Origin of the sequence: Collimonas sp. PA-H2, assembly GCF_002564105.1 — a bacterium.
Classification (GTDB): Bacteria; Pseudomonadota; Gammaproteobacteria; order Burkholderiales; family Burkholderiaceae_D; genus Collimonas.
This window is the reverse complement of record NZ_PDBX01000001.1, coordinates 3,609,684-3,621,581: the sequence shown is the minus strand read 5'-3', so window position 1 is coordinate 3,621,581 and position 11,898 is coordinate 3,609,684. Positions and strand designations below refer to the sequence as shown.

The 11,898-nt window shown below is 55.7% G+C and carries 8 protein-coding genes; 2 read left to right on the top strand and 6 right to left on the bottom strand.

The window, feature by feature from the left end:
* Nucleotides 1-135 precede the first annotated feature (135 nt).
* Complete coding sequence (locus tag BCF11_RS16580) at nucleotides 136-1,179, top strand: glycosyltransferase family 9 protein (RefSeq protein WP_199110892.1); 1,044 nt, start codon at nucleotides 136-138, stop codon at nucleotides 1,177-1,179.
* Between the two features lie 5 nt (nucleotides 1,180-1,184).
* On the opposite strand, the gene BCF11_RS16575 is transcribed toward BCF11_RS16580, so the two are convergent.
* The 5 genes from BCF11_RS16575 to dnaE all read right to left on the bottom strand — a co-directional run bounded on the left by BCF11_RS16575 (nucleotide 1,185) and on the right by dnaE (nucleotide 9,946).
* Nucleotides 1,185-2,147 (bottom strand): glycosyltransferase, encoded by a 963-nt coding sequence (locus BCF11_RS16575; protein WP_098495712.1) that lies wholly within the window; start codon nucleotides 2,145-2,147, stop codon nucleotides 1,185-1,187.
* Nucleotides 2,148-2,150: 3 nt separating this feature from the next.
* A complete protein-coding gene (locus BCF11_RS16570; protein WP_098495711.1) occupies nucleotides 2,151-3,266 on the bottom strand; it encodes a glycosyltransferase family 9 protein in 1,116 nt (371 codons plus the stop codon).
* An 80-nt stretch (nucleotides 3,267-3,346) separates the two neighbouring features.
* Complete coding sequence (msbA, locus tag BCF11_RS16565) at nucleotides 3,347-5,104, bottom strand: lipid A export permease/ATP-binding protein MsbA (protein ID WP_098495710.1); 1,758 nt, start codon at nucleotides 5,102-5,104, stop codon at nucleotides 3,347-3,349.
* 3 nt (nucleotides 5,105-5,107) lie between these two features.
* The gene (locus BCF11_RS16560; protein ID WP_098495709.1) at nucleotides 5,108-6,391 is read right to left on the bottom strand and encodes an O-antigen ligase; all 1,284 of its coding nucleotides are present in this window, start codon (nucleotides 6,389-6,391) and stop codon (nucleotides 5,108-5,110) included.
* A gap of 81 nt (nucleotides 6,392-6,472) precedes the next feature.
* Nucleotides 6,473-9,946, bottom strand: coding sequence for a DNA polymerase III subunit alpha (gene dnaE, locus BCF11_RS16555; RefSeq protein WP_098495708.1), 3,474 nt, complete (start codon nucleotides 9,944-9,946; stop codon nucleotides 6,473-6,475).
* Between the two features lie 106 nt (nucleotides 9,947-10,052).
* On the opposite strand from dnaE, the gene BCF11_RS16550 reads away from it, so the two are divergent.
* Complete coding sequence (locus tag BCF11_RS16550) at nucleotides 10,053-10,946, top strand: sulfurtransferase (protein WP_098495707.1); 894 nt, start codon at nucleotides 10,053-10,055, stop codon at nucleotides 10,944-10,946.
* A gap of 101 nt (nucleotides 10,947-11,047) precedes the next feature.
* Here the strand turns inward: BCF11_RS16550 and BCF11_RS16545 are convergent, their stop codons facing one another.
* Nucleotides 11,048-11,623 (bottom strand): flavodoxin family protein, encoded by a 576-nt coding sequence (locus BCF11_RS16545; protein WP_098495706.1) that lies wholly within the window; start codon nucleotides 11,621-11,623, stop codon nucleotides 11,048-11,050.
* Between the last annotated feature and the right edge of the window lie 275 nt (nucleotides 11,624-11,898).

The window sequence follows — 11,898 nt, the reverse complement described above, 5'->3', positions numbered from 1 at the left end:
ATCCTCGCGATAGCCCGCTATCGCTCCGGTTTGCGCGGGGCGGCCATCCGCCTAGCCTGGCACGAAAATCCACCATTTCTGAAGCTCCATTACTTACGAAGCACTTCACTAGCCTTTTTGCAAACTGATTTGACCATGGCAATTTCGCATATTTTGATATGTCGCACCGATAACATCGGCGATGTCGTCCTCACGCTCCCTCTTACCGCGTATATCAAGCAACACTTCCCGGAAATTAAGATCAGCTTCCTGTGCCGTGCTTACGCAGCGCCGGTGGTTCGTTACTGCACGACGGTGGATGCCGTGATAGAGATGGAAAGCCTGAGCGATCCGGCCGCCTTTTTTGCGCAATCGGATATCGACACCGTCATCTTTGCGCAGCTCGACAAGCGCCTGGCAGTCGCTGCCTACAAGGCCCGCGTGCCTGTGCGCATCGGCAATGCCTACCGCACCTGGTTCAACTGGTGGTATTGCAATCGCCCGGTACACTTTACGCGCGGCGGTTCCGACAGTCACGAAGCGCAACTCAACTTCAAATACCTGCGTCCGCTCGGCATCAGGCATGTGCCGAAACTGGCTGAGATCCCAGCCATGTATCACTTCAAGATCCCGCACGAGGCGGCGCTGGATCAGATGCTGCAGCCGTATCGCTTCAACCTGATCTTCCACCCGAAATCGAATGGGCACGGGCGCGAATGGCCGAGCGACTATTTTGTGCAGCTGGCCAGATCCCTGGTGCGGCAGCCTGACATACATGTGTGGGTGACCGGCAGCGCCGCTGAGGGCCAGTGGCTGGCCGAGCATGCGTCGGAACTGTTGCAGTTGCCAAATGTGAGCAATGTCTGCGGTCAGCTCACGCTGGCGCAGCTGGCTTGTTTCATCAACGCTGCCGATGGCCTGATCGCCAGCGGCACCGGCCCGCTGCACATGTCGGCGGCATTCGGCCAGCGTACCATCGGCCTGTTTCCTACCGCGCGCTCGATGCATCCCGGCCGCTGGGGCGCGCTGGGACGCCGCGCGCAGTCCCTGTCGCAAACGGTGAACTGCGCCGGCTGCAAAATCAAGCACGCCATGACTTGCGAATGCATGCGCAGCATCACGCCGGAACAGGTAGAAAAAATAGTGCTTGAGTGGCTGGATCAAAAACGCAATCAGCAGCAGATCTCTGGCAGTGCGTGAGGCGCCTACTTAGAGGAAAATTTACTCAGCACGAATTTGGCGTACCAGAGCCAGCCTTGCAGCTGCCGGCCGGACTTGCGCAAGCCCTGCGAATACATGCGGATTTCCTTGTAGTTTTTCGGTGGATACAACACAGCGTCCGCCCATGGCGAAATCGCCTTGTACTTGAGAAACAGCTGGTTTTCCGGATTGCAGCACCAGTTGTGCCATGGCTTCAGACGGCCGACAAAATGAATGAACAGCGCCTCTTTCGCAATCTTCTTGCCTGAGGAGGTTTCGCCAAACAGGTCGTACATCCAGTTGAATTTCGGCGGCACGATCTTGACGCGGCCATCCAGCACAATGTTCAGAGCATCCTGGTCCGGGAAAGAAAATTTCTTGCTGGCTCCCAGAATCGCCTTCACCGCGCCGTGCCAAACATCGCTGGCCATCCACTTGTCGACGTTGATATACAGGACGCCGGAGTTGAAATACCGCTGGTGCGACAGCTGCAAGCTTGCTATCTGCTTTTCCGCGATACTGCCGACGTCGCCGACCGCGGCCACCACAACGTCATCGATATCAATCGCCATCAGCTCCGTCACGCTGCCCTGGCAGACGATGTCCGCATCCAGATAAAGCACCTTGTCGGCGACACCCTGCAGCGTGCCGGCGATCAACAGCCGGCTGAAGATCGCCGCCGAATACTGGCTGAAGCTGGGGAAAACGGCGAACTCGTCGAAGATCGACGGATCGATGATATGCACCTTGATTTCGGTCCCGTAGCGCGTCTCGAGCTGGCGCAGCCTAGCTGCATTCTCGTCGGAAATCGACGGCGTCAGCACATGAAAAATCAACGCCTGGCCGCGATTATTCTCCAGAACCGAGACCATGGCGACACCCATGCCCAGAAAATAATTCGTGTCTACGCCAAAGGCAATATGCAAGGGTTGCGATGCATTCGCAGCGCTATTCGTGGAAGAAGTCATTACTCAGCGCCCCAGGACCTCGATTACCTGGGCAACTGTGATTGCCTTCACCCAGTCGCGCCGGTTGGCCGTTGTAATCACCACGCTATGTTCCTGGTCTATCGGCGCCCACTCCGGATTCTTCTGCCGCATCAGGGCCACCACCGGCACGTGCACGGCGTTAGCCAAGTGCATGACGGCGGTTTCAACCGATACGATCAGATCGCATTCACTCAGCATCGCCGGCAGCTGGAAAAAATTCTCCTGGGCGCTGAACAAACGCACCTGCTGTCCAGCGTGTTGCGCAAAGAACCGCTGCGCATGCGCCATCTCTTCCGGTACCACGTTGACGATGAAATGCGCGTCGCGCCATGCATCCAGCTGATTCAGCGCGGCCACTAGCTCGACCACCCGCTCCAGTGGCCAGCAGCGCTTGTTGTTCTTGGCATAGGGATTGATAAACAGCAGCTTGCCGGCGGCCGGCGGCTCCTGATATTTGAATCCCCATTCACGCAGCTGGTTTTGCGCATAACTTTGCCATTGCGCCGGAATCTGCACGAAGGGGTAACGTTCCGCAGCGGCTGCAGGCATGCCGAACAATTGCTGGAACCAGCCGGCATAGACTTCGCTGATGTGCATGCCGGATCGCACGCCGTTATCCGGATCAAGCGCGGCATCCAGCTTGCGGTATGCCAAGCGCTTGTGTACTGCGAGCATTCCAAAGGGCTTTTTCATCCCCGCCACAAAGCCGCGCGGACTTATCTGGCGCGCCAGCGTTGCATACATCGGCGGACGCAAGGTCGATAGCGACACCACCAGCGGATAATCTTGCTGCTGCGCTTCGGCGATCGATTGCTCGAACAAGGCCGGGCTATAGGTTTGCTGATAAATCCGTTCAACGAAGGGGCATTCGGCCAGCCAGTCGTACAAAGCGTACTTCTTCAGGAACGGCCACGCCTCGGCTTTGCTGGTGCGGCGCACCTCATCCACCCAGATATGGATCTTGATATGGGGGAAGGCCTTTGCAAACGCCTGGAAACAGTTTTGCAGGTAGGTAAAATCACCGAGAGCAAGGTGAGCGATGAACAGGATCTTGTCTGTTTTTTTTAAAATTTCGTCTGGAACGAGTTGTGCTGTCATGAGGTTTCTTTTCTTATTGACGATATTTCCAGATGAAGGCTGGCGGCAGTCTCAAGCATGACGCCCAAGACCGCCAGGCATTACATCTCTACATGCATCGCGTCCTTGGAAAACTGGAGGCGATACAAATTGGCGTATGCCCCCTGCCTGCTCAACAATTCGTCATGCGTGCCGATTTCAACAATGCAGCCGTTCGCCAGCACGGCGATGCGGCTGGCGCGCTCGATGGTGGACAATCTGTGGGCGATGACGAAAGTAGTGCGGCCCTGCATCAACTGGTCCAGCGCAGCCTGTACCGCCCGCTCCGACTCGCTGTCCAGCGCCGATGTCGCTTCGTCCAGGATCAGGATCGGTGCATCCTTGTAGATGGCGCGCGCCATTGCCAGCCGTTGCCGCTGGCCGCCCGACAGGCGCGAACCGTTATCGCCGACCTGCGTTTCATATCCCTCGGGTAAAGCAGCAATCATTTCCTCCAGGTGCGCTGCCTTGGCTGCCGCTTCGATTCGCGCACGGTCCGGCGCACTGTCGCCATAAGCAATATTGGCGGTGATCGTGTCATTGAACAGCACGACGTTCTGGCTCACCATGGCGATCTGGGCTCGCAAACTATGCAGCGAAATCTCCTCAATAGGCAGATTATCCAGCAGGATACGCCCTTCGGTTACGGAATAAAATCCGGGAATCAAGTTCACCAACGTCGATTTTCCGCCGCCTGACATGCCTACAAAAGCAATGGTTTCTCCCGGCTGGACGTTTAAGTTGATCCCTTTCAGCGCCGGCTTTTCCTGCCCCTGATAGGAGAAACCGACGTTCGAGAATTCGATTTTCCCGGTGGCGCGCCGATCGAGTTCGATACCGCCGGTACGTTCTACCGGACTGTCAATCAGCTTGAATACAGCCTCCGCTGCAGCCATTCCGCGCTGCAATGGGCCGTTCACTTCGGCCAACTGCTTCAATGGTACTTGCAGGGCGATCATGGCCGCCAAAAACGACACGAAATCACCGGCGGTCAACTGCGAGTGGCTGGCCTGCACCAGGCCCATCGTGATCATTGCCGACATCGCGCAAGCCATCATGATCTGCGTAACTGGCACGGTAGCGGCAAAAGTGCTGGTCATGCGCATGCTGTAGTGGCGGATATGCTCGGCCGACTCCTCGAAGCGCCGCTTTTCATAGGCTTCACCGCCGAACACCTTGATGACCTGCTGGGCGCGCGTGGTTTCCTCGATGACCTGGGTCAGCTGGGCATTGACGTCCAGCGAATCCTTGTTCAGCCGCTTCAGGCGCTTGGCGGTGGTGCGCACCACCAGGATCATCAGCGGCATCAGCACCAGGGCAACGATCGTCAGTTTCCAGCTGATAAACAGCATGTATCCCAACAAGCCCGCTACGGTCAGGACACAGCGCACGATCGACGTAAACAGCTTGCTGATCATTTCAATGATCTGCTGTACTTCAAACATGATCGAATTGATCACGCGCCCTACCGTATGCGTGGCATGGAAATCAATCGAGACGTGCAGGATACGGTTGAACATTTGCTGGCGCAGAGTATTCAATACCCGGGTCGACACCCAGTTGGTCATGTAGGTGGTCAGGAAAGTCGAGGCACCGCGGGCGACGAATGCGCCAATCACCGCTACCGGCACCAGCCAAAGAGGAAAGGTAGGTTTTTCAACAAAACCGTGGTCCAGCAGCACCTTGAAAATATACGCTACCAGCGGCTCCGTCGCCGCCGTCACCACCATCCCGAGCAGTCCAAAGACCAGACGCTTTTTGTAAGGTCGGTGCAGAACCGCCAGACGTTTGAAATAGGTTAAATATGAGGATGAGCTCATCGGTCAGGCTGCTTTCAATTCTTTTTTACGCTTTATGATGCAAGCAAAAAATGCCGCGACACTCATGCTGTACACACCGCCCAATACGCTCCAGAAAAACATCATGTCAGTCAGGCCAAAGACGAAAAAGCCCAGACAAAGAGTGAGGCCCATGCCGGCAGCTGTTCTTATTATGCTATCCGAGTGACGGATATCCCTGATGAAGTAATAACCAGGCACGAAATAGATCGATAAAATTCCCAGCAGGCCAAATATCCCTAGAATCGCCGTATTGAATAAAATCTCATTGTGAGAATGTGAAAATGAGGTCACCACGGGAGTAATTATGTCGCGGGCAGAGAGAGCCTCCAAACCATCACTAAAATTTTCCCGCCCTACGCCGAAGACTGGATTTTCTTTGAACAGCTGCCAAGATGCGCGCCAAAGTTGAAGCCTCACTCCCAATGATGTATCGGCATTGTCCTGATCTACGTACAAAGTCATATCTGATTTTGCTGCGGCTAACCTAGTTTTAACAATATCACTGTTGGTAAATACAGTTACCAATGTTGCCAGTGACAGTATCAGGATTGCCAACCGATAACGGATACGTACATTCCTAAGGAACAAGAAGGCAGTTATGGCAAAAACTGGAATCGCGATCCAACTACCCCTAGTTTGCGACAATATGGTGACGTATATGCTGGCACAACAAGTTAACACTTTAAGCGCTATCGCTAATTTCTCTTGACGTGTATTCCAGCCGATAGAAATCAAGCCGATAAAACCGAACAACAATACCACGTCAGAAAATGGAATCGTCGCCAAAAATCCTATATTCCCTGGCCTCAACGTACCTCCAGCCGTAATTATATAAATTTTGACAAGGGCGATTAATACGCCTGCGACAAAGGCCCATTGCATCTTTTTTAAATAGTTGAGGGGCAATCCCAAAACAATCCATAGTACGGGGGTGAACAACGCGATTCGAAATGCGGTGTCATAATATTTGACAGCAAATTTCCCCGATGCAAACTGATTCAGCAATACTGCAATTACCAATGAAACCATCGCCAGATGAAGCGGCCAGTAGCTCCTCAACAGCGAGCTGAAACTGATATCCATCGGCTTGTATCGACAGGCCCCGGCAATAATTGCAAGAACAAATAAAAAGAATAAACAGGCGTTGCCTACGTTGTGTACCGATAACGATAAAACTGGGAACAATAGAATGGCGATGAACGCAGGCCACTTAAAATAAAACGACAAATTTTTCTCCGAAATTAACGCAGTGGACTCTTTGCTCATGAGTTCTTTCTACAATTCTTAGCAACCAAAATTTCACTATTGGCAGCAGCTTAAAACACAATACCAACCATTTCGGATGAACTAATATTCGATCTCTACCGACTCTTTGCCCAAATTTTGGACCAAAGATCCCTGCAGTTCATCATTGGGCACCACTCTCCAATCATCGCCAAGAATGATTTCGCAGGCTATGTTGCTCGCTGTATAGCGCACTGTCAGGGGCAAACCTTTTTCAGAGCGATGAGGCTCCAGCACGCTCTTTAATTGTGTAACATCAACCTGCTTCAATGCAGGAGCGAGCGACAACACAAACTGGCGGCCATAATGAATCCGCGCAGTGGCAATATCCATCACCTTTTCTGCAGAAACCCGCAAACCGCCATTGAAACGGTCTTCCGTGACCTTGCCCTGCACCACCAGGAATTCGTCTTCCTTGAAAAACGCCTTGTTCGGTTCAAACTGCTCGTTGTAAACAGTGACGTCAAGCGTCGCGCTGCCGTCATCCAGGGTGACGATCATCATTTTTCCGCGCTGGGTCATCTGCGTCCGCAAGCCGGAAATGATGCCGGCCAGGGTGCGCGGTTCGCGCGAAGGTTCCAGGCTGCCCAGCGGCGTGCGCGCGAAACGGCGCGCTTCGGCGGCGTAGGCGTGGAACAAATGCCCCGACAGATAGAAGCCGAGCGCGCTCTTCTCTTCCGTCAATTTCTGCTTATCGGTCCACGGCGCCGCCTGCACATATTCGATGGGTGCTTCCAGATCGCTGTCGTCGCCGCCGAACAGGCTCACCTGGTTGGCCGATGCCAGTTTCTGATCCGCGGCTTCCATCGCACGCGGCACCGAGGCCAGCAGGATCCCTCGGTCGACCTTGAAGCAGTCGAAGGCACCGGCGCGTATCAGCGACTCGATGGTGCGGCGGTTGATTTGGCGCTTGTCCACGCGCAGGCAGAAATCGAAGAGGTCGACAAACGGCTTTTCCTGGCGGGCGGCGATGATGGCTTCGATCGCATTCTGTCCCGAGCCTTTGACGGCGCCGAGGCCGTAGCGGATGAAAGTCGCCTTCTTGCCCAGCTCGCCTTCCGGCGTGAAACGGTAGTCCGACAGATTGATGTCCGGCGGCAGCAAGGTCAGCTTGCAGATGACCAGCGAATCTTCCACCAGGATCTTGATCTTTTCCGTATCGTCCATAGCCAGCGACAAGTTGGCGGCCATGAACGCTGCGGGATGATGCGCTTTCAGGTAGGCGGTGTGATAGGACAGCAGAGCATAGGCGGCGGCATGCGACTTGTTGAAGCCGTAGCCCGCGAATTTTTCCATCAAGTCGAAAATCTCGTCAGCCTTGGCTTCGCTCAAGCCGTCCTTGGCCGCACCATCACGGAAAATCTGGCGGTGCTCGGCCATCTCTTCCGCTTTTTTCTTACCCATCGCGCGCCGCAGCAAATCGGCGCCGCCGAGCGAGTAGCCGCCGACCACCTGCGCCATCTGCATCACTTGCTCCTGATACACCATGATGCCGTAGGTTTCCGACAAGATGCCCTCAGTGCGCGGATCCGGATAGTCGAAGCGTTCGCCGTGCTTGCGCTTGCAGAAATCCGGGATCAGATCCATCGGACCTGGGCGGTACAAAGCCACCAGCGCGATAATGTCTTCAAAGCGGTCGGGCCGCGCATCTTTCAGCATGCCTTGCATGCCACGGCTTTCCAGCTGGAACACGGCTACCGTTTTGGCGGCGGTCAGCAGTTCATAGGAAGCGCGGTCGTTGAGCGGCAGCTTTTCCAGGCTGAAATCGGCCATGGCGGGATCGAGCTGCTTGATGTAGCGCACCGCCCTGTCGAGGATCGTGAGGGTGGTCAAGCCCAAGAAGTCGAACTTCACCAGGCCGACCGCTTCGACGTCGTCCTTGTCGTACTGCGAGACCACGCCGGCATCGCCGCCCTGGGTGTAGAGCGGACAGAAATCGGTGAGCTTGCCCGGGGCGATCAGGACGCCGCCGGCATGCATGCCGATGTTGCGGGCGATGCCTTCGACCTGCTGCGCCAGGTTGAGCAGCTGCTTGACCTCTTCCTCGTTTTCCAGGCGCTCGGCCAGCATCGGCTCTTCCTGAATGGCGTCGGCGATCGTCACATGCTTGCCGGGCTTGAAAGGGATCAGCTTGGAAATGCCGTCGCAGAAGTTGTAGCCGAAATCGAGCACGCGACCGACATCGCGGATCGCACCCTTGGCGGCCATGGTGCCGAAGGTAGCGATCTGCGATACCGCATCCTTGCCGTACAAATCCTTGACGTGCTGGATGACGCGGTCGCGCCCTTCCTGGCAAAAGTCGATATCGAAGTCGGGCATCGATACCCGTTCCGGATTGAGGAAGCGCTCGAACAGCAGATTGTATTTGAGCGGGTCGAGGTCGGTGATCTGCAGCGAGTAGGCGACCAGCGATCCGGCGCCGGAACCCCGTCCCGGCCCGACCGGCACGCCATTCTGCTTGGCCCAGCGGATAAACTCGGCAACGATCAGGAAGTAGCCGGGGAAACCCATCTTGATGATGGTGTCGGTTTCAAACTTGAGGCGGTCCTGGTAGCGCTGGCGCTGCTGCTCGCGCTTGGCTTCGTCCGGGAACAGATGCACCAGGCGCAGTTCCAGGCCTTCCTGCGATTGCTGAATCAGGAATTCGCCGATCGTCATGCCGTCCGGCGTTGGGAAATCCGGCAGTTGCGGCTTGCCCAGTTGCAGCGTCAGGTTGCAGCGCTTGGCGATTTCAATCGAATTCTGCAAGGCCGCCGGCATGTCGGCGAACAGCTCCGCCATCTCGGCTTGCGACTTGAACGATTGCTGGACATTGAAGCGGCGCACACGGCGCGCATTCGCCAACATCTCGCCTTCGGCGATACAGGTGCGCGCTTCATGCGCGATGAATTCTTCCTTGTCCAGGAACTGGGTTGGATGCGTAGCGACCACAGGCACGCCGAACTTCGCCGCCAGCGCCACCGCCTGGCGCACATGCGCTTCCATATTCGGCTGTTCGGCGCGCTGTACTTCTACATAAAAATTGTCCGGGAAAATATTCTGCCAGCGCTGAATGCAGCGCTCGGCCGCTTCCGGGTTGCCATTGTCGATGGCCATGCCGATGTCGCCGAAATGGGCGCCCGACAAGGCGATCAAACCGTTGCCGTTGCCATCGCCATGGTCCTTGAGCCCGGCCAGCCATTCGGCGCGGATTTCCGCACGGCCACGGTGCAGGTTTTCCAGCCAGGCACGCGACAACAGCTCGCACAGCTGCAGATAGCCGCTGCGATTCTTGACCAGCAGCAGCAAGCGCGACGGCTTGTCGCGTTCGTCGTCATTGGTGATCCAGACATCGCAGCCGATGATCGGCTTGATGCCTTTGCCGCGCGCAGCCTTGTAGAACTTGACCATGCCGAACAGGTTAGCCAGGTCGGAGATGCCGAGCGCGGCCTGGCCGTCGCTGGCTGCTGCTTTTACTACGTCGTCGATGCGCACCAAGCCATCGACGATGGAATACTCAGAGTGGAGGCGGAGATGAATAAATTGCGGTGTCGTCATGGGCGGTATTTTACCCCGAGGCCTGTCAGACTTTTAGCAAAATTGGGCAAACCCATGCCTGCCGTTTATAATACTGATAAATCAACGACTTACCGAGAAATTTCCCATGCAGTCCAGTCACTCTTTTGTCAATATTGCGGCCTATAAATTCGTCACTTTCATAGACACGGAGCAGAAACGTCCTGAATTTCTTGCAATTTGTAAGCAATTGCAACTAAAAGGCACGATCTTACTCACTCCGGAGGGAATTAACCTATTCCTGGCCGGCCAGCGTGAGCAAATCGACCAGTTTCTGGCATGGCTGCGCGCCGACGAGCGCTTTGCGGACATCGAAGTCAAGGAAAGCTATTCGGAAAAGCAGCCGTTCACACGCATGCTGGTCAAGCTGAAGGCGGAAATCATCACCATGAAGCACCCGCTGATCAAGCCGGAGCTGGGCCGCGCGCCGGCGGTGCAGGCGCAGACCCTGAAGCGCTGGCTGGACCGGGGCGTCGACGACAATGGCCGGCCGGTGGTGATGATGGATACCCGCAATGCCTTTGAGGTCGACGTCGGCACCTTTGCCAACACCCTCGACTACCGTATCGAAAAATTCAGCGAATTTCCGGCAGTGGTCGCCGAGCACAAGGATGAGCTGGCCGGCAAGACCATCGTCACCTTCTGCACCGGCGGCATCCGTTGCGAAAAAGCGGCGATCCACATGCAGGACATCGGCTATGACAGCGTGTACCAGCTGGAAGGCGGCATCCTCAAGTATTTCGAGGAATGCGGCGGCGCCCATTACGACGGCGATTGCTTCGTATTCGACTATCGCACCGCACTCAACCCGCAACTGCAGGAAACCGCCACGGTGCAATGCTATGCCTGCCGCGCCGTGGTGACCCCGCGCCAGCAATTGGCGCCGCAATATGTTGCCGGCAAATCCTGTCCACATTGCCTGCCTGAGGCGGCCCCATCTGAAGCCGCTGCATCCCTGTCGGAAATCAGCGCTGCGCATTGAGCCAAGCAGTCACGCACCCATGAAAAAGCCCGCTTGCAGACAAGCGGGCTTTTCGTTTTCTGAGTAGGAGGGATTGCTTTAGCCCCTTCCTTACAGATTAATTACTTCTTGAACTTTTGCGCCGTCTCGGCAACACGCTGGCCAAACTGGCTGGCGGTTTCCAGATCGCCGGCTGCCGGACCTTCCTGTGGCGACGAGTCGGACGGGCTTTGCGCCAGCGCGCCGGAGAAACCACCCACGAAATTGACGTCATTGCGTTGCGCCGCCTTGCTGTTGGCGGGCATCAGGCCAGTGCCGACCCACACCATGCTGTGCTGCATCGCAAAGGTGATCAGATAGCTCATGGTGCTGCCCTTGTCGCCGTTCATGGTCGCCGAATTGGTAAAGCCGGCGGCGACCTTGTCTTTCCATTTCTGGCCGAACCATTGCTTCGACGAGGTATCTGCAAATTTCTTGAACTGCCAGGAAACCGTGCCCATGTAGGTCGGCGTGCCAAAGATGATGGCGTCGGCCGCCTCCAGCGAGGCCCAGGCGGCGTCGCTCAGGTTGCCTTCAGCATCGATGGCGATCAGCTCAGGCGTCGCGCCCTGCGCACGCAATACGCCGGCATGTACAGCCTCGGCCTGGTTTTTGGTATGGCCGTAGCCTGAGTGGTAAACGATAGCAACTTTGGTCATGACAATACCCTTTTGATGTAAAACTCAGTTAGCAAAATAAAACCACGAGAAGATACAAGGAAAATCCATGGCGGCTGCGGACCGTAAAAGCAGCCGGCCCGGCGAACCAAAAACAGCGACAGCAGTCTGTCAATCATGTCTTGCATGATTGCAAGACCGGTCATGATATATGCGGAAAATGATTTCAATATAGAAATATCTTATATCAATTCATTGCATTACTTGGCACTATAGACGCAAGAAATAGCTTAGGACAGTGGCAAAATTTCGATATA